Source organism: Streptomyces sp. NPDC048751, from assembly GCF_043198595.1.
In the GTDB taxonomy this organism is placed as follows: domain Bacteria; phylum Actinomycetota; class Actinomycetes; order Streptomycetales; family Streptomycetaceae; genus Streptomyces.
Map to the genome: position 1 here is coordinate 97,199 of NZ_JBICUX010000023.1, position 18,300 is coordinate 115,498.

An 18,300-nucleotide genomic window follows, 5' to 3' on the forward strand; every position below is an offset into this window, starting at 1 on the left:
GTTCGACCTTCGCGCCCAGCTCGACGAGCTTCTCCATGAAGTTCTCGTAGCCGCGGTTGATCAGGTCGATGCCGTGGACGCGGGACGTGCCCTGGGCGGCGAGGGCGGCGATGAGGTAGGAGAAGCCGCCGCGGAGGTCGGGGATGACCAGGTCGGCGCCCTGGAGCTTGGTGGGTCCTGAGACGACCGCGGAGTGCAGGAAGTTGCGCTGGCCGAAGCGGCAGTCGGAGCCGCCGAGGCACTCGCGGTAGAGCTGGATGTGGGCGCCCATCTGGTTCAGCGCGGAGGTGAAGCCCAGCCGGGACTCGTAGACCGTCTCGTGGATGATCGACAGACCCGTGGCCTGGGTGAGCGCCACGACCAGCGGCTGCTGCCAGTCCGTCTGGAAACCGGGGTGCACGTCCGTTTCGAGGGCGATCGACTTCAACTGCCCGCCGGGGTGCCAGAAACGGATGCCCTCGTCGTCGATCTCGAAGGCACCGCCCACCTTCCGGTAGGTGTTCAGGAACGTCATCATCGAGCGCTGCTGCGCGCCGCGGACGTAGATGTTGCCCTCGGTCGCCAGCGCCGCGGACGCCCACGAGGCCGCCTCCAGGCGGTCCGGGAGGGCGCGGTGGTTGTAGCCGCCCAGCTCGTCCACACCGGTGATGCGGATCGTGCGGTCGGTGTCCATCGCGATGATGGCGCCCATCTTCTGAAGGACGCAGATCAGGTCCTCGATCTCGGGCTCCACCGCCGCGTTGGAGAGCTCGGTGACACCCTCCGCGAGGACCGCCGTCAGCAGAACCTGCTCGGTCGCGCCGACGGACGGGTACGGCAGCCGGATCTTCGTACCGCGCAGCCGCTGCGGCGCCTCCAGGTACTGTCCGTCCGCCCGCTTCTCGATCCGCGCGCCGAACTGGCGCAGCACCTCGAAGTGGAAGTCGATCGGCCGGCCGCCGATGTCGCAGCCGCCGAGACCCGGGATGAAGGCGTGCCCGAGCCGGTGCAGCAGCGGACCGCAGAACAGGATCGGGATACGGCTCGAACCGGCGTGCGCGTCGATGTCGGCGACGTCCGCGCTCTCCACGTTCGACGGGTCCATCACCAACTCGCCCGGCTCCTCACCCGGACGGACCGTCACACCGTGCAGCTGCAGCAGACCTCGTACGACACGCACGTCACGGATGTCCGGAACGTTGCGCAGTCGACTTGGCGTATTGCCCAGCAGCGCGGCGACCATCGCCTTCGGTACGAGGTTCTTCGCACCGCGGACACGGATCTCGCCCTCCAGCGGGGTTCCGCCGTGGACAAGCAGGACATCGTCGTTGACGGTCATGTATCTCGCGTTCCGATGAGTGGGGCAGGGGCCAGGAGGGAAAGGGTAATCGCCGTGGGCCCCCCTTCCGTAAGCCCAAGGAGTACCCAGGTACGTCATAGCTGTGTCACAACACGAACCGTTTCTCCACGGGCACATGGGGTCACCACCGCCCGCCGTGCGCTCCGCACACGTCCGTGTGCCCTGAGCTGCGTTCACTCGTGAACGCCGATTGCCTCCCCACTCCAGGGGAAGATGCGGGATCATGTCTGGCATGACCGAGGTGTCCTCGCTCACAGGGCGGCTGCTCGTGGCCACGCCCGCCCTGGCGGACCCGAACTTCGACCGTGCGGTGGTGCTCCTTCTCGACCACGACGAGGAGGGCTCCCTCGGCGTCGTCCTCAACCGTCCCACCCCTGTGGACGTGGGCGACATCCTGGAGGGCTGGGCCGACCTCACCGGTGAGCCCGGCGTCGTCTTCCAGGGCGGCCCGGTCTCCCTCGACTCCGCCCTCGGCGTCGCCGTCATCCCCGGCGGCACGACCGTCGACGGGGCCCCGCTGGGCTGGCGCCGCGTCCACGGCGCCATCGGCCTGGTCGACCTGGAGGCCCCGCCCGAACTGCTCGCCTCCGCCGTGGGCTCCCTCAGGATCTTCGCCGGATACGCCGGCTGGGGCCCCGGCCAACTCGAGGACGAGCTCGTCGAGGGCGCCTGGTACGTCGTCGAGTCCGAGCCCGGCGACGTCTCCTCCCCGTCCCCCGAGAGACTCTGGCGCGAGGTCCTGCGCCGCCAGCGCAGCGAGCTGGCGATGGTGGCGACGTACCCGGACGACCCTTCGCTCAACTGATGCCTCCGAGCTTCAGTACCCTTGGCGATATGAGCACTCTTGAGCCCGAGCGCGGGACTGGTACGGGGACCCTCGTAGAGCCGACGCCGCAGGTGTCCCACGGCGACGGCGACCACGAGCGCTTCGCCCACTACGTCCAGAAGGACAAGATCATGGCGAGCGCCCTCGACGGGACTCCCGTCGTGGCGCTGTGCGGCAAGGTGTGGGTGCCGGGCCGCGACCCGAAGAAGTACCCCGTGTGCCCGATGTGCAAGGAGATCTACGACTCCATGGGCGCCGGCGGCGACGAGGGCAAGGGTGGCGACAAGTAAGTAGGCGGTGGCCGCCCGCCCGGGCAGACCTCGTGAAGGCCCCCGGAGCGCGTTTCGACGCGCTCCGGGGGCCTTCGTGTCACAGAGTGGTCGAGACCTCTTGTGGGTGCGTTCGGGCAGTCCCTAAGCTCCCGACTGTTGTGCACGGCGAAACCAGCATTGCGCATGTTGCAACGCCTCGGAGAGAGGGACTCCATGCTTCCGGCGCGTGTTCGAACAGCAGGAATTCGGCCGGTACTTCTTCGACATCCTGATCACGGCGCGCGCTCTCGTGATCATCTCGGCGTTGATCGCGTTTCTCGCGGCGACCGCCCCGACACGATTCCGCTTCGGCTTCCGAACCCCTTTGCCGATCATGTTTCTGGTGGCCCGGACGGCGCCCCCGGCCGAAATCGACGGGGCGAGCCGGGCGCCATTCCCTGGACAACGACGACTCGTCTCCGGCCTCGGCGGAGCGGTGAAGGACTGACGGCATGAGCGATTACGGCAACTCCCTGATCCCCGCCCCCGGCCGGCTGTCCGCCTCGCTTCCCGGTGGCGGCACCGGATACGTCATCGACGAGGAGACCGAGATCGAGGCGCGACCCGGAACCGAGCGGGTCGCGCGCTGGCTGCGCTCGACCGTCGGCGCGGCCACCGGACTTCCGCTGCCGCCGTACACCGACCACGGGAACCGGATACTGCTGCGGATCGTCCCCGAGCTGGCGGAGGAACTCGGCGGGCCGGAGTCGTACCGCCTCAGTGCCGACGGACACGTCGTCGCGATCGACGGAGCGAGCGAGGCGGGCCTGTTCTGGGGCGCCCAGACCCTCCGTCAGCTGCTCGGCCCGGACGCCTTCCGGCGTGCCCCCGTCTCCGGCGACCGGGAATGGGAGGTGCCCGCGGTCACCCTGCACGACAGCCCGCGCTTCCGCTGGCGCGGACTCATGCTCGACGTGGCCCGGCACTTCCTGCCCAAGGAAAGCGTTCTGCGCTACCTGGACCTGATGGCCGCCCACAAACTCAACGTCCTCCACTTCCATCTGACGGACGACCAGGGCTGGCGCGTGGAGATCAAGCGCTACCCGAAGCTCACCGAGATCGGCTCTTGGCGCAGTCGCACGAAAATCGGCCATGGTGCCTCACGGCTGTGGGAGGAGAAGCCGCACGGCGGCTACTACACCCAGGACGACATCCGGGAGATCGTCGCCTACGCCGCCGAGCGGCATATCACCGTGGTCCCCGAAATCGACGTACCCGGCCACTCGCAGGCCGCCATCGCCGCGTATCCGGAACTCGGCAACACCGATGTCATCGACACCACTTCCCTGACCGTCTGGGACAACTGGGGGATCTCTCCGAACGTACTCGCCCCCACTGACAACACCCTGCGCTTCTACGAGGGCGTGTTCGAAGAACTCCTGGAGTTGTTCCCCGCCCGGTTCGTTCACGTCGGGGGTGACGAATGCCTCAAGGACCAGTGGCGGGAGTCGCCGACCGCCCAGGCGCGGATGAAGGAGCTGGGCCTCGCCGACGAGGACGCGCTCCAGGCGTGGTTCATCGGCCACTTCGACGGGTGGCTCACCGCGCGCGGGCGCAGGCTCATCGGCTGGGACGAGATCCTGGAGGGCGGGCTGGCCGAGGGGGCCGCGGTGTCGTCCTGGCGCGGGTACGCGGGCGGGATCGCCGCCGCGCGGGCCGGGCACGACGTCGTGATGTGCCCCGAGCAGCACGTGTACCTCGACTACCGGCAGGACGCCGGCCCTGACGAGCCCGTACCGATCGCCTACGTGCGCACCCTGGAGGACGTCTACCGCTTCGAGCCGGTCCCGCCGCAGCTCGGCGAGGAGGAGGCCCGCCATGTGCTGGGCACGCAGGCCAACGTGTGGACCGAGGTGATGGAGGACCAGGCGCGCGTGGACTACCAGACGTTCCCGAGGCTCGCGGCCTTCGCCGAGGTGGCGTGGAGTTCGCTGCCCACGCCGGGGGAGCGGGACTTCGCGGACTTCGAGCGCCGGATGGCCGTCCACTACCGGCGACTTGACGCCCTGGGGGTCGGCTACCGGCCACCCTCCGGGCCGAAGCCGTGGCAACGGCGGCCGGGCGTGCTGGGACGGCCGATCGACGGCCCGCCACCGGACAAGTAGGACAAGCGGGATAAGCAGAACAATCAGAGTGTGTAGAACAAGTAGCGGAAAAATTCCGGCAGTATCACCGAAGAGTGGCAATTCCCGCGCACCGGCGATGTCGCCCCAAAGCGGACCATCCCGCTGGTGAGGCGTGCGAATGCCTCCCAGCGGACCCCCGTCCTCGGGTGTTGCGAAGATGTGCCAGAGTTGCCACGTCCGCCCTGTCAGCACGTACCGTACGGCAACACAGGTGGGACCAGGTGGGGCAGCGGGAAGGGGCAGCCGGTTTTGAGCACGCACGCACCGCAGGCGGCGCAGGCCGTCACGCTGCCCACAACGCTGGACGAGGCAGTGGCGGCGCTCACAGCCATGCCCGCCGCCGTGCCCGTCGCGGGCGGCACCGACCTGATGGCCGCCGTCAACTCCGGGCAGCTCAGGCCCACCGGACTGGTCGGCCTCGGACGGATCAGCGAGATCCGCGGCTGGCAGTACCTGGACGGCCACGCCCTGCTCGGCGCCGGCCTCACGCACGCGCGTATGGGCCGCCCCGACTTCGCCGCCCTCATCCCGGCGCTCGCGGCCTCCGCGCGCGCCGCGGGACCGCCGCAGATCCGCAACGCGGGCACCCTGGGCGGCAACATCGCCTCGGCCGCCCCCACCGGGGACGCGCTGCCGGTCCTGGCCGCGCTGGAAGCGACACTGATCATCGCGGGCCCGGGCGGAGCCCGCCGGGAGATCCCGGTGTCGCACCTGCTGGCCGGAGTGGAGATGCTGCGCGGCGGTGAACTCATCGGCTACGTGCGCGTGCCGCTGCTGCACGCGCCGCAGGTCTTCCTGAAGGCGACCGGCCGCACCGGCCCGGGCCGCGCGCTCGCCTCCGTCGCCCTGGTCCTCGACCCGGCGCGCCGGGGCGTGAGATGTGCCGTGGGAGCCATAGCGCCGATGCCGCTGCGGCCCCTGGAGGCCGAGCAGTGGGTCGCCCAGCTGATCGACTGGGACAACAACCGCGCGATCGTCCCGGAGGCCCTCCACGCCTTCGGCGAGTACGTCGCCGCGGCCTGCATCCCCGACCCGGTACCGGCCGAGGACGGGTCCGTACAACCGCTTCCGCCCGCCGTACTGCACCTGCGGCGCACCGTCGCCGCGCTGGCCCGACGAGCACTGGGGAGGGCGCTGTCGTGACCGACGACCAGCACGGAGAGGGCACGCCCCAGGACGGCGGTCGCTGGGACCCGCTGCCCCAGGGTGACTACGACGACGGCGCCACCGCCTTCGTGCAACTCCCCGAGGGCGGCATCGACGCGCTCCTTTCGGGCGACAGTCCGCTCGCCGCGCCGGGCCACGGTTACGTGCCCCCGCAGATAACGGCGACGCCCCCGGCGCACGACGGAACCGACCCGGCGGCGGGTGCGTGGGGAGCCCCGGCCGGCGGCACCGGGTGGCCCGACCCGAACGCCGTACCGGCCCAGGAGCCGGGCGCGGGCGACCGGTTCACGTACAACCCCGGTGCCACGGGCCAGTGGAACTTCGGCGACGCCAACGGGCCCGAACCGGCCCCGGGTCCCGGTCACGACGTCACCGGCCAGTGGTCCATCCCCGTGGCCGGCGGTGACCTTCCCGACGAGTCGGGCGAGTACTCGACCTCGGCCCTGCTGGAGCAGTGGGGCGGCACGCCCCCGGCCACGCTGCCGGGCGGCGCGCCCGCGCCCTGGGCGACGGGGCCGGGCGGCGCCGGCGGCGAGCCGTGGGGACAGACGGCACCGGGTGCCGATCCGTACGCGCAGCCGCCGGGGCCGTACGACTCCGGCGCACCGGGCCTGCCCGGCGGGGACGCCCACGGCGGGCCCTCCCCGGCCGCGGGCGCGGCGGAGGCCGAGCGGTACGCCTCCGCGGCCGACGCGGCGCTCGACGAGGCCCACATGGCCGCCGAGGCGTCCTCGACCGCCGCGGTGTACGAGACGTTCACCGACTCTCCCGCGCTGCCCGGCGCGACGGACACCCACGCCGGACACGGGCCGGGCTACGCCCGGCAGAGCGAGTCGACCTTCGGGCAGGGCGTCGAGTTCGCCTTCGGCGAGTCCGGCGCGGAGCAGCCGCCGCGGGCATCCGGCGCCGGGACGGCTTACGACACGGCGCCGGGTTCCGCGTACGACTCGCCCTCCGGGCCACCGGAAGAGGCGAGCAGCGGGTTCCCGGACGCGCCGACGGACGGCTTCCCGGACACCCCGGCGGGTCCCACGGGGCAGACGGAAGCGCAGCAGCAGGAACCCGGTACCCCGCACGGCTCGGTCTCCGGGGTCGCGGACGCGACACCGGGTGCCACGGACGGGTCGACTTCCGGGCCCGAGGGTGACGCGCCCTCCGGCTTCCCGGGCGAGTCGGCACTCGGTGCCGAGCGCCCCGAGGAAGGCGCGCCATCGGGTGCCGCCGACGGCTCGGACTCCGGTGCCGAGGCCGTCGTGACCGCGGACTTCCCGGACGGGCGGGCACCCGGCGACGGGGACGGCACGCCGGAAGGCCTCCCGGACGGAGCGGCCTCCGACGCCTCGCCCCCACTGCCCCCGGAGCGCCCCGCCTCAGCGGAGGACACCGGGGCGAACGAAGAAGCCCAGGAATCCCAGGAAGCCCTGGAATCCCCGGCATCCTCGGCGTCCCCCGACCGCGAGACCGACGCGACCGACATGGCGGACGGAGCGGACCCCGCCCCCGGCGACGGAACGGACCCCGCCCCCGCCGCCGTCCCCGCACCGGACGCCGCCACCCCGCACGATGCCCCCGCGCCGCCCCAGGAGGAGCACCCGCTCGCCTCGTACGTCCTGCGCGTCAACGGCGTGGACCGGCCCGTCACCGACGCGTGGATCGGTGAGTCGCTGCTGTACGTGCTGCGGGAGCGCCTCGGGCTCGCCGGGGCCAAGGACGGCTGCTCGCAGGGCGAGTGCGGGGCCTGCAACGTGCAGGTCGACGGACGGCTCGTGGCGTCCTGCCTGGTGCCCTCCGTCACCGCCGCCGGCAGCGAGGTGCGCACCGTCGAGGGACTGGCCGTCGACGGCCAGCCCTCGGACGTGCAGCGCGCGCTCGCCCGGTGCGGCGCGGTGCAGTGCGGTTTCTGCGTGCCGGGCATGGCGATGACCGTGCACGACCTGCTGGAGGGCAACCCGGCGCCGACCGAGCTGGAGACCCGCCAGGCCCTGTGCGGCAACCTGTGCCGCTGCTCCGGCTACCGGGGCGTCCTGGAGGCCGTCAATGAGGTCGTCGCCGAACGCGAGGCGCACACCGCGGCCGACGGTGAGACGGACACTGGCGAGGCACGTATTCCGCACCAGGCGGGCCCGGGCGCCGGTGGCGTCCACCCGTCGGCGTTCGACTCCCCGGGGTTCCCGAGCGCCAACGGGCCCAACGGCCCACAGGGACACACGGGTTCATCCGGACCGCATGACCAGGCGTACGGCCAGGACGGAGGCCAGGCGTGAGCAACGAAGCCGCCACCGCGACCACCGCCGCGGAGGCAGCCCCCGCCCCCGATGCGATCCCGCACGGCCTCGGCGCCTCCCTGCCGCCCGCCGACGCCCGCGCCAAGACGGAGGGCACGTTCCCCTACGCGGCCGACCTGTGGGCCGAGGGCCTGCTGTGGGCCGCCGTGCTGCGCTCACCGCACCCGCACGCGCGCATCGTGTCCATCGACACCTCCCACGCGCGCGACATGCCCGGCGTACGGGCCGTCGTCACCCACGAGGACGTCCCCGGCCGCCCGGTGCACGGCAGGGGCACGGCCGACCGTCCGGTGTTCGCCTCCGACGTCGTACGCCACCACGGCGAGCCCATCGCGGCCGTCGCCGCCGACCATCCGGACACCGCGCGGATGGCCGCCGCGGCCGTCATCGTCGAGTACGAGGTGCTCGACCCGGTGCTCGACCCGGAGCAGGCCTTCGAGGCCGAGCCCCTGCACCCCGAGGGCAACCTGATCCGGCACATCCCGCTGCGCCACGGCGACCCGGACGCGGCCGGCGAGGTCGTCGTCGAGGGCCTGTACCGCATCGGCCGCGCCGACCCGGCCCCCATCGGCGCCGAGGCCGGGCTCGCCGTGCCCCGCCCCGACGGCGGCGTGGAGCTCTACCTGGCCTCCACCGACCCGCACACCGACCGCGACACCGCCGCCGCCTGCTACGGCCTCGACACCGACCGCGTGAAGATCGTCGTCACCGGCGTCCCCGGCGCCACGGCCGACCGCGAGGACCAGGGCTTCCAACTCCCCCTCGGGCTGCTCGCGCTGAAGACCGGCCGCCCGGTGAAGCTCACGGCGACCCGCGAGGAGTCCTTCCTCGGCCACTCCCACAGACACCCCACCCTGCTGCGCTACCGCCACCACGCCGACACCGAGGGCAGGCTGGTGAAGGTCGAGGCGCAGATCCTCCTGGACGCCGGCCCGTACGCGGACACCTCCTCGGAGGCCCTGGCCGCCGCCGTCTCCTTCGCCTGCGGCCCGTACGTCGTCCCGAACGCCTTCATCGAGGGCTGGGCCGTACGCACCAACAACCCGCCCTCCGGCCATGTGCGCGGAGAGGGCGCCATGCAGGTGTGCGCCGCCTACGAGGCGCAGATGGACAAGCTCGCGAAGAAGCTCGGCGTCGACCCGGCCGAACTGCGCCTGAGCAACGCCCTGGCCACCGGTGACGTACTCCCGACGGGCCAGACCGTGACGTGTCCGGCGCCGGTCGCGGAGCTGTTGCAGGCCGTCCAGGACTTCCCGCTGCCGGCCCTGCCCAAGGACGCCCCCGAGGAGGAGTGGCTGCTGCCCGGAGGCCCCGAGGGCGCGGGCGAGCCGGGCGCGGTGCGCCGGGGCGTGGGCTACGGCCTGGGCATGGTGCACATGCTCGGCGCGGAGGGCGCGGACGAGGTCTCCACGGCGACCGTGAAGGTCCACGACGGCGTCGCCACCGTGCTGTGCGCGGCCGTCGAGACCGGCCAGGGCTTCACCACCCTGGCCCGGCAGATCGTCCAGGAGACACTCGGCGTCGACGAGGTGCACGTGGCGCCCGTGGACACCGACCAGCCGCCCGCCGGCCCGGGCTGCCGCGGCCGCCACACCTGGGTGTCGGGCGGCGCGGTGGAGCGCGCGGCGAAGATGGTCCGCACGCAGCTGCTCCAGCCCCTGGCGCACAAGTTCGGCATGTCCACCGAGCTGCTCCAGATCACCGACGGCAAGATCACCTCGTACGACGGTGTCCTCTCCACCACCGTCACCGAGGCCCTGGAGGGCAAGGAGCTGTGGGCGACCGCGCAGTGCCGCCCGCACCCCACCGAGCCGCTGGACGGCGCCGGGCAGGGCGACGCCTTCGTCGGCCTCGCCTTCTGCGCGATCCGCGCGGTCGTCGACGTCGACATCGAACTGGGCTCCGTACGGGTGGTGGAGCTCGCGGTCGCGCAGGACGTGGGCCGGGTGCTCAACCCCACCCAGCTCGCCGCGCGCATCGAGGCGGGCGTCACCCAGGGCGTCGGCATCGCCCTTACGGAGAACCTCCGCACCCCCCGGGGCCTGATCCGCCACCCCGACCTCACCGGCTACGCCCTGCCCACCGCCCTCGACGCACCCGACATCCACATCGTCAAACTCGTCGAGGAACGTGACGTGGTCGCCCCCTTCGGCGCGAAGGCGGCCAGCGCGGTCCCGGTGGTGACCTCCCCGGCGGCCATCGCCTCCGCCGTGCGAGCCGCCACGGGCCGCCCGGTGAACCGGCTCCCCATAAGGCCGCAGGCTGCGGTGGTGACAGCGCAGTGACCGAGGAACCGCGGTACGAACCGCCGCCCAGCGTCGGCAAGGTGCTGACGTGGGTGCTGGTCTTCGTGCTCGCCGCGGTGGTCGTGGTCCTGGGGGGCGTGTACCTCACGTGAGGGCCTGATGGAGGGCGTGGTCCTGATCACCGGCGTCATGGCGGCCGGCAAGTCCACGGTCGCGCAGGCGCTGGCGGAGAGGCTGCCGCGCGCGGCGCACGTCCGCGGGGACGTCTTCCGGCGGATGGTCGTCTCGGGGCGTGCGGAGTACGTGCCCGGCTCCCCGGCAGGCGGCGAGGCGGAGGCCCAACTCCGGCTGCGACACCGGCTCTCGGCGGCGACCGCGGACACCTACGCGGCGGCGGGCTTCACGGCGGTCGTGCAGGACGTCGTCCTCGGCCCGGACCTGGCGGCCTACGTCGAACTCGTACGCACCCGCCCGCTGTACGTGGTCGTCCTGGCCCCGCCGCCCGAGACCGTCGCGGCCCGCGAGAAGGGGCGTACGAAGACCGGCTACGGGGCCTGGACCGTCGAGGAGCTGGACGCGGGCCTGCGCGCCCGGACGCCGCGCATCGGGCTGTGGCTCGACACGTCGGAGCTCACCGTCGCGGAAACGGTGGAGGCGATTGTGGCGGGCAGGGAACGCGCGAGGGGTTGTGAACTGCTGTGGCATGACAGCGAATGAGTGTGTTCTGGCACGTATGAGTGAGTGTCCGTGGGTGGCAGCAGGTGCGGCACTCCGGGATGGGACAGGGGTTTGCCTGTCGAATGTGTGACCTTTGTGGGTGGTGGTCGTTGGGTGGGGTGACGGGTGCTTCGGCTGAGCGGGCGGGGGGTGCGGGGAGTGGGGTTGCGGGAGCTGGCGGCGCCGTTCGTGGTTCCCGGCCCCTCGGGCGTGGCGGTCCGTGACCGGCTCAAGCAGCTGACGGCCGGGGACGAGAAGGTGCTGCATCTGGTCGGTGATCATCTGGGGGCGCTGGCTGCCCGGGATCTCAAAGCGCGGTGCGGGGCCGGGCTGGAGCACGACAGCGATCAGTGGGCCGCACGCAAGCGCGCCCTCACCCCGGAGTCGTCTTCTCGGTGGGCGGGCAGTATCACGAAGGCCACGCATGATCAGTGGGCGCTCACCCGGCGCGGCCAGCTCGCGCACATCCAGAGCCTGGAAGCGGGCGTCAGGACGATCGCGCACCGGCTGTCCCTGCCGGTGGGGGAGAAGGGCAGCCGGAAGGTTCCGGGCGGCTACCGCAGCAAGCGGGAGTGGCATGCCAAGGCCCGCCGCCTGCACGTGCTCGCCGACCGGCTGGAGGTGGCACGCGCCGAGCGTGAGGCTGGGCGCGTGCGCGTCGTGCGGGGCGGGAAGCGGCTGCTGAACACCCGCCATCACCTGGACACCGCGCAGCTCACCGAGGAGCGGTGGCGGGAGCGGTGGCAGGCCGAACGCCGGTTCCTGCAGGCCGACGGCGAGTCCGGCAAGCGGTACGGCAACGAGACCATCCGCGTCAGCCCCGACGGTGAGGTCTCCATCAAGCTCCCCGCGCCGTTGGCGCACCTGGCCAACGCCCCGCACGGCCGGTATGTGCTCGCCGCCCGGGTGTGCTTCGCGCACCGGGGCGAGCAGTGGCGCGACCGTGTCACCGCCCACCGCGCCGTCGCCTACCGCATCCACGAAGACACCGCCCGTGGCCGCTGGTACCTCACCGCCTCGTGGACCATCCCCCCGGTCAAGACCGTCCCCCTGTCTGCAGCCCGCGCCCACGGAGTGGTCGGGGTGGACACCAATGCCGACCACCTGGCCGCCTGGCGCCTGGACGCACACGGCAACCCCGTCGGCGCACCCCGGCGCTTCGACTACGACCTGACCGGCACCGCCGAACACCGCGACGCCCAGGTCCGCCACGCGCTGATCCGCCTGCTGCACTGGGCCAAGCGCCACAGTCTTGCCATTGCGGTGGAAGACCTGGACTTCACCGCGGAGACCACCCGCGAGAAGCACGGCCGCAACAAGCGCTTCCGCAAGCTGATCTCCGGCATGCCCGTGGCCCGACTCCGGGCCCGGCTCGTGGCCATGGCCGCCGAACTCGGCATCACCGTCATCGCCGTCGACCCCGCCTACACCAGCCGCTGGGGCGCCCAGCACTGGCAGCAGCCCCTCACCACCACAACCAGGAAGACCACCCGCCACGACGCAGCCGCCGTGGCGATCGGAAGACGCGCCCTGGGACACCCGATCCGGCGACGGACGGCACCGCCCCCTGCTCACCGGAGCGATGAGCAGGGGCATCGGACCGTCCAGGCCCGACCGGGCACCCCGGGGCGTGAGGGAAACCGCCCCCGTATCCCCGGACCACGGACACGATCCGTGTTGCCCGGACGCGGAGCGAACGCGGTCAACCAGAACGCCCAACACCGTTCGGGGCGTCCGGCTGAGCACGAGCCCTGGCAACAGGACTCACTCCCACTCAGCCCCTAGGAACGGTCTTCTGACGTCTTCCGTCACGGACCCCGCTCCTTGCCGAGGGCCGTTGTCAGTGGTGCGGCGTAATGTTCTGGGCAGTGGGGAGGCCGGCGTGCCGCGGATCACCGCGCACCGCCGACCGCCGTGCCCCGCCTGGGGACGAGGACATCGCACGCTCGGGGGAAGAACAATGAGCACGACCGGCACCGCGGACACCGCGGACACCGCGGGCGCCTTCCGCACCGCGATGATCGTCCTGACCGAGGCCGAGCTGCGCGGGTACGTCACCCACGCGCCGACGCGCCGCTGGCTGACGGGCCCCGGACTTCCGGGTGTCGGCGGCCTGCTGACGTTCGAGACGCTGCGCCGCGACGGCCTGCGCACGGTCGCGGACTCCACCGGCGACCCGGACAGCCGCCTGTCGCCCGAGCTGCGGGACCAGCTGGTCATCGGGGGCCTGCTGGGCGCCCAGGGCCCGGAGACGGAATCGGTCCTGCTCGACGGGTCGACGGGCGAGGTCTCGACGACGTACTTCCTCCACGACCGTCCCGACCTGATGGACCGCCGCCCCTTCGCGCCGTCCCTGGAGAAGCTGGTCCGCTTCGCCACGGCGGCCGACGAACTCGCGGCCCTGCGCGGCCAGTTCGCGGCGTACGCGGGCCGCTTCGGCCCGCAGGCGGTGGCGGAGGCGTCACGCCAGCTGCTGGCTCTGTACGAGGAGGGCACGGGAGGCGACGTCGCCCCCTTCTGGAAGATGGTGGCGGTGATCCGCCCCCTGGCCCTGGTGGCCGGCCGCGGCACGGTCTCCGAACTCGCCCTGGACCTCCCGCCCCGTCTCCTGGACGACGAGTTCGGCTCCGGCGCGATCGTCCGCTTCGAGGACGTCGACTTCCCGCCCACCCTCACCCACGAGCCGACCCGCCGCTTCCTGCGCGAGGTGGGTCTCCCGGAGGAGGTCGTCTGGTTCACCCTGGACCCGGACATGCCCCTCCGGACGCTCACCGAGTGCGTCGAGGAATCCGGCGCCGACTCCCCCGAGGGCGCGGACCACCTGATCCGCCTCGGCCACCTCCTGGAGGACACCAGCCTGGTCGTCGACGGCACGACCGGCGCGGTCCTGTGCTGGAGCGAGGCGGACGCGGCGTTGCGCCCCCTCAACGCCGACATCTCCACCCTGGGCTTCACGCTGTGGCTCATCCACCGCGAACAGTCCCTGGACGCCGAACACGACCTCACCGAGGCCTACGAACAACTCGCCGACACCATGACCCGCACCCTCGCCGCCATCGACCCCATCGCCTGCACCACCGTCCCGGCGACCTCGCAGGACGACGGCTGGCGTTACTGGCCGGGCGTGTTCGAGGACCAGGCGGGTGGGGGGCTGTACGCGTAGGCGGGCTGCACGGGAGGGCCGCACCTCGTACGGATGTCGTGGCGGTCTCGGCCGTCGTCACCGACGAAGAGCGACGGATCCTGCTCCAAAAGCGCAGGTGTTCCTGGGGCACCAGGGCGTTGAGACGAGCTCAGCCCCTGACCTCAGGTCGGTGACCCACGCCACACCCGGCTGCTGTCAGCAATCGGGACGCAGTCTCGTTCAAGGGGCACGCGAACGAGACAGGAGCATCGCCATGAAGCACCGCATCGTCGTACTCGGCGCCGGATACGCCGGGGCCTTCGCCGCAGGAAACCTGGCCCGTCGGCTGTCCCCCGCCGAGACAGAGATCACCGTCGTCAACGCCGTGCCCGACTTCGTTGAGCGGATGCGGCTCCACCAGCTCGCGATCGGCCAGGACCTCGCGTTCCGCAAGCTCGCCGACATCTTCGAGGGCACCGGGGTGCGGCTGCGCGTGGCGCGCGTCACCGATGTCGACCCCCAGTGCAGGACCGTGGCCGTGACCGGCGAGGACGGCGACGGAGAACTCGCGTATGACACGCTTCTCTATACTCTCGGCAGCTCCGTAGCCCACCATGGCGTCCCCGGCGTGGCCGAGTACGCGTTCGATGTGACCGGCCTGTCCTCGGCGTTGCGACTGCGCGAGCGCCTGGCCCGACTGGGCGAGGGCGGCACCGTGCTGATCGTCGGTGAGGGGCTGACCGGCATCGAGACCGCCACCGAGTTCGCCGAGTCCCGGCCCGACCTCTCGGTCGCACTTGCCGCCCGCGGCGAGCTGGGCGCCTGGCTCTCCCCGAAAGCCCGCCGTCACCTGCGCCAGGCCTTCGACCGGCTCGGCATCACCGTCCACGAGCACGCCAGCATCGAAGCCGTCGAGCCGACCCGGGCCATCGCCGCCGACGGTACGTCAATTCCGGCAGACGTGACCCTGTGGTCGGCCGGGTTCGCCGTACAGCCCATCGCGGCCGCCGGCGGCTTGGAAGTCGCCGAGACCGGCCAGATCGTTGTCGACCGCACCATGCGCTCCGTCTCGCACCCGGACGTCTACGCCGCCGGGGACAGCGTCTACGCGATCGGCGAGAACGGCCGACCGCTGCCCATGTCCTGCGCCTCGGCCGGCTACACCAACATGCAGGCGACGGCCGCGATCATCGCGCGCCTGACGGGCAGCAAGGTCCCGACCATTGGGTTGAAATACCACGGCAACCACATCAGCCTCGGACGGCGGGACGCGATCTTCCAGATGGTGGATGAGGACGTCCGGTCGAAGTCCTGGTACCTGGGCGGCCGGATGGCCGCGCGGCTCAAGTCGGGCGTGCTCAAGGGGGCCGGGTGGGGCATCGCCCACCCGACCTTCGGCATGCCGAAGCGCAAGCGTCACATGGCCACCGCGCCCGACCGGGCCGGCGCAAGGGCCGCCGCCTAGGCTCCTGCGCATGGACAGCGCAGCCATCGATCGATTCGAGGCCAGCCGGGGCCGGCTGGCCTCGCTCGCGTACCGTCTGCTCGGCTCGGCCGCCGACGCCGAGGACGCCGTGCAGGACACGTTCCTGCGCTGGCAGGCCACGGACCGGGAACGCATCGGGGTGCCGGAAGCGTGGCTGACCAAGGTCGTCACCAATCTCTGCCTCGACCGGCTCCGCTCGGCGCAGGCACGCCACGAGCGCGCTGTCGGAGCCTGGCTGCCCGAGCCCCTCCTCGAAGGCGACCCGATGCTCGGCCCTGCCGATACCTTCGAGCAGCGCGAATCGGTGTCTCTGGCCGTACTGACCCTCATGGAGCGCCTCTCGCCGGTCGAGCGGGCCGCTTACGTCCTGCGCGAGGCCTTCTCGTACACCCACGCCGAGATCGCCGGGATACTCGACATCACCGAGTCCGCGAGCCAACAGCATGTCCACCGGGCTCGACGCCGGGTCACCGCCGAGCGCCGCGGCGGCGAGGTGGACCCCGCGTCCGCGCGCCGGATCGTCGAGGAGTTCCTCGCCGCGGCCATGTCGGGGCGCACCGAACGGCTGGTGGCGATGCTCACCGCCGACGCGACCGCGGTCTCGGACGGCGCCGGACTGGCCAGGCGGCTGCTGCGGTACAGGACGCGCGAGCGCATCGCGTCCTATGTGCGGGCCGGATTCAAGCCCACTCCGGCGAAGCGGCGGCTGGTCGGCGGCTCCCTCGCGATGCACATCGCGCTGGTCAACGGCTCTCCGGCCGTCCTCGCCGTGGTCGACGACCGGGTCGTGGGCGTCGTGGCGTTCGAAGTCAGTGACGGCAACGTCGCGTCCCTGCACGGCATCGCCGCCGCGGACCGACTCGCGCGCCTGAATGAGGCCTGGCAGCAGCACGAACCCCACGCGCCGGTCATCAACGCATGGTGACCCGAGCCACCGGGATCCGGGGGCGCCTGGTCAAGGCACTTGAGGCCGTGGCGGGAATCGAACCCATGATCTGCAAGGCAGCACCTTCACGGCTGCAAGGGCTCCTTTTCAGGACACCCCACGGCTAGAAAGCGCTTGTTCCGCAGGAGGTGACCACGGAAAAATACATCGCTGATCTCGGCAGGGAGGGAATTGTGCGGCGTTCCACGCAGAGGGCTGTCGAAGATCCAAAAATCGGCGCAACCCATCCGAAGTCGGTCCTGGCACGCAACCGCCCATTCCTTCTCCTGTGGTCCGGGGAGTCGATCAGCCTTCTGGGCAGTGAGATCAGCGTCGTGGCGCTACCGTCGCTGGCGGTCCTCGCCCTGGGCACCGGCGCCGTCGGGGTCGGCGCGCTCATGGCCCTGCAGTGGCTGCCTTTCGTACTGCTCGCGCCGATCATGGGCGTCTTCACCGACCGACTGCGCCGACGGCCGCTGATGCAACTCGCCAACGTCGCCCGCTGCGTCATCCTCGGCTCGCTGCCGCTGGCCGCCGTCCTAGGCCACCTCACTCTGGCGCACCTGTATGTTGCCGCATTACTCAAGGGCGTCTTCGATGTGGTCTTCCAACTGGCATATCAGGCATACATCCCGCAGGTCCTCGACCGTGCCGACCTCGTCGAGGGCAACGTCAAGACCCAACTGAGCAAGTCCATAGCGATGACAGTGGGCAGGTCGGCCGGTGGCGGCCTGGTGAGCCTGATCGGCGCTGCCCGCGCTGTCGCAGCCGATGCGGTGTCCTACTTCCTCGCCGCCCTTCTGCTGCTGTTCATCCGCGAGAAGGAGCCTCGGCCGGCGCCCGCCGAGCGTGGCCTGGGCGCCACGCTCCGGGACATCCGGGGCAGCATCACACTGACCCTCGGCAACCGCGTCCTGCGGTCCCTCACGCTGACGCTGACCTTCGGCAACATGGCGGTCTCGTCTACGCTCGCGATAATCATCGTGTACGCCTACCAGGATCTGCACTTCTCCGCTGGGCAGCTCGGCCTGGCGTTGAGCCTGGGCAGCGTCCCGGTCCTCATCGGCGCAGCACTGTCCCAAAGAATCAGCGGGCGGCTGGGAATGGGGCGCACACTCGTACTGACGCACGCGCTGCTCGGCCTCGCGTTCGCGCTGCTGCCGGCCGCCATGCTGGGCGGCAAGGAGCTCGCGTTCGCGGTCGTCGTGGTGTCGCAGGGCATCTCCAGCTTCACCGGACCGCTGACGAACGTGGCCATCATCACGCTCATCCAGAAGGCAACGCCCGTGGAGGCGATGGGACGCGTCAATGGTGTCGCGCTGCCGTTCATCTGGGGAGCCAACGCGCTCGGCCCTGTCGTTGGCGGCGCCGTCGCCGCCATGACGGGCAATGCGGTCGCTTTCATCCTCGCGGCCGTGCTGGCATGGGCGGCCATCGGATGGATCTTCAGGGGTGCTGTCCAGCAGCTCGTCGACGACGTGCCGGACCACCTCCGGGTAGCCGTATGACCGAGATGATGTGCGGACCGCTGCCCAGGGCCGGCCAAAGGCCCTCGTGGCTGTCACGACGGGCAGGCGACAGCAGGGCCTGCCGGCGCGGCTGAACGGACTCGGGCCCCGTTCCTAATTGCCGACACGATCTACAGCTGGAGTACTAGTGACCTGAGTCGGAGATTCGTCGGCAGTAGGCGGCGACTTTGTCGAGGATCTCGTCGGCGGTTTTCGTCCAGACGAACGGCCGCGGGTGCT

The 18,300-nt window shown here is 71.6% G+C and carries 13 protein-coding genes and 1 pseudogene; 13 read left to right on the forward strand and 1 reads right to left on the reverse strand.

All coding sequences use genetic code 11. The features are described 5' to 3' along the window. A partial coding sequence (gene murA, locus ACGFNV_RS42985) for a UDP-N-acetylglucosamine 1-carboxyvinyltransferase (protein WP_393630684.1) occupies window positions 1-1,318 on the reverse strand: 1,318 nt, incomplete at its 3' end. A gap of 253 nt (window positions 1,319-1,571) precedes the next feature. Here murA and ACGFNV_RS42990 point away from each other — a divergent pair. The 13 genes and pseudogenes from ACGFNV_RS42990 (at window position 1,572) to ACGFNV_RS43050 (ending at window position 18,060) form a co-directional block, all read left to right on the forward strand. Further along, entirely contained in the window at window positions 1,572-2,144 is a 573-nt protein-coding gene (locus ACGFNV_RS42990) for a YqgE/AlgH family protein (protein ID WP_393630686.1), read from the forward strand. A 29-nt stretch (window positions 2,145-2,173) separates the two neighbouring features. Then, entirely contained in the window at window positions 2,174-2,455 is a 282-nt protein-coding gene (locus tag ACGFNV_RS42995; protein ID WP_133931397.1) for a DUF3039 domain-containing protein, read from the forward strand. A 199-nt stretch (window positions 2,456-2,654) separates the two neighbouring features. Further along, window positions 2,655-2,837: pseudogene (locus ACGFNV_RS43000) on the forward strand (carbohydrate ABC transporter permease); the annotation flags it as partial. 91 nt (window positions 2,838-2,928) lie between these two features. Further along, a complete protein-coding gene (locus ACGFNV_RS43005; RefSeq protein WP_393630688.1) occupies window positions 2,929-4,581 on the forward strand; it encodes a beta-N-acetylhexosaminidase in 1,653 nt (550 codons plus the stop codon). 270 nt (window positions 4,582-4,851) lie between these two features. Next, window positions 4,852-5,745, forward strand: coding sequence for an FAD binding domain-containing protein (locus ACGFNV_RS43010; RefSeq protein ID WP_393630690.1), 894 nt, complete (start codon window positions 4,852-4,854; stop codon window positions 5,743-5,745). After that, on the forward strand, window positions 5,742-8,033 hold the full coding sequence (locus tag ACGFNV_RS43015; RefSeq protein ID WP_393630691.1) for a 2Fe-2S iron-sulfur cluster-binding protein: 2,292 nt from the start codon (window positions 5,742-5,744) through the stop codon (window positions 8,031-8,033). The genes ACGFNV_RS43010 and ACGFNV_RS43015 overlap by 4 nt, the downstream gene beginning before the upstream one ends. Then, window positions 8,030-10,339 (forward strand): xanthine dehydrogenase family protein molybdopterin-binding subunit, encoded by a 2,310-nt coding sequence (locus tag ACGFNV_RS43020; protein ID WP_393630693.1) that lies wholly within the window; start codon window positions 8,030-8,032, stop codon window positions 10,337-10,339. Before ACGFNV_RS43015 ends, ACGFNV_RS43020 begins: the two co-directional genes overlap by 4 nt. A 120-nt stretch (window positions 10,340-10,459) precedes the next feature. Then, window positions 10,460-11,017 (forward strand): AAA family ATPase, encoded by a 558-nt coding sequence (locus tag ACGFNV_RS43025; RefSeq protein WP_393630695.1) that lies wholly within the window; start codon window positions 10,460-10,462, stop codon window positions 11,015-11,017. Window positions 11,018-11,176: 159 nt separating this feature from the next. Continuing rightward, window positions 11,177-12,802 carry an IS200/IS605 family accessory protein TnpB-related protein gene (locus tag ACGFNV_RS43030; protein WP_393630697.1) on the forward strand — a complete coding sequence of 542 codons (1,626 nt, stop codon included), beginning with the start codon at window positions 11,177-11,179 and terminating at the stop codon, window positions 12,800-12,802. A 175-nt stretch (window positions 12,803-12,977) separates the two neighbouring features. Next, the gene (locus ACGFNV_RS43035; protein ID WP_393630698.1) at window positions 12,978-14,180 is read left to right on the forward strand and encodes an SUKH-4 family immunity protein; all 1,203 of its coding nucleotides are present in this window, start codon (window positions 12,978-12,980) and stop codon (window positions 14,178-14,180) included. A gap of 235 nt (window positions 14,181-14,415) precedes the next feature. Beyond that, window positions 14,416-15,606 (forward strand): NAD(P)/FAD-dependent oxidoreductase, encoded by a 1,191-nt coding sequence (locus ACGFNV_RS43040; RefSeq protein ID WP_393630700.1) that lies wholly within the window; start codon window positions 14,416-14,418, stop codon window positions 15,604-15,606. 10 nt (window positions 15,607-15,616) lie between these two features. Continuing rightward, on the forward strand, window positions 15,617-16,552 hold the full coding sequence (locus tag ACGFNV_RS43045; protein ID WP_393630702.1) for a sigma-70 family RNA polymerase sigma factor: 936 nt from the start codon (window positions 15,617-15,619) through the stop codon (window positions 16,550-16,552). A gap of 149 nt (window positions 16,553-16,701) precedes the next feature. Then, the gene (locus ACGFNV_RS43050; RefSeq protein WP_393630704.1) at window positions 16,702-18,060 is read left to right on the forward strand and encodes an MFS transporter; all 1,359 of its coding nucleotides are present in this window, start codon (window positions 16,702-16,704) and stop codon (window positions 18,058-18,060) included. The last annotated feature ends 240 nt before the right edge of the window (window positions 18,061-18,300 follow it).

What these genes read in the sequence shown, in the direction of transcription:
- ACGFNV_RS43040 (WP_393630700.1), top strand. Translation starts at nt 14,416, where the DNA reads ATGAAGCACCGCATCGTCGTACTCGGCGCCGGATACGCCGGGGCCTTC.
- ACGFNV_RS43035 (WP_393630698.1), top strand. Translation starts at nt 12,978, where the DNA reads ATGAGCACGACCGGCACCGCGGACACCGCGGACACCGCGGGCGCCTTC.
- ACGFNV_RS43025 (WP_393630695.1), top strand. Translation starts at nt 10,460, where the DNA reads ATGGAGGGCGTGGTCCTGATCACCGGCGTCATGGCGGCCGGCAAGTCC.
- ACGFNV_RS42995 (WP_133931397.1), top strand. Translation starts at nt 2,174, where the DNA reads ATGAGCACTCTTGAGCCCGAGCGCGGGACTGGTACGGGGACCCTCGTA.
- ACGFNV_RS43005 (WP_393630688.1), top strand. Translation starts at nt 2,929, where the DNA reads ATGAGCGATTACGGCAACTCCCTGATCCCCGCCCCCGGCCGGCTGTCC.
- ACGFNV_RS43045 (WP_393630702.1), top strand. Translation starts at nt 15,617, where the DNA reads ATGGACAGCGCAGCCATCGATCGATTCGAGGCCAGCCGGGGCCGGCTG.
- ACGFNV_RS42990 (WP_393630686.1), top strand. Translation starts at nt 1,572, where the DNA reads ATGACCGAGGTGTCCTCGCTCACAGGGCGGCTGCTCGTGGCCACGCCC.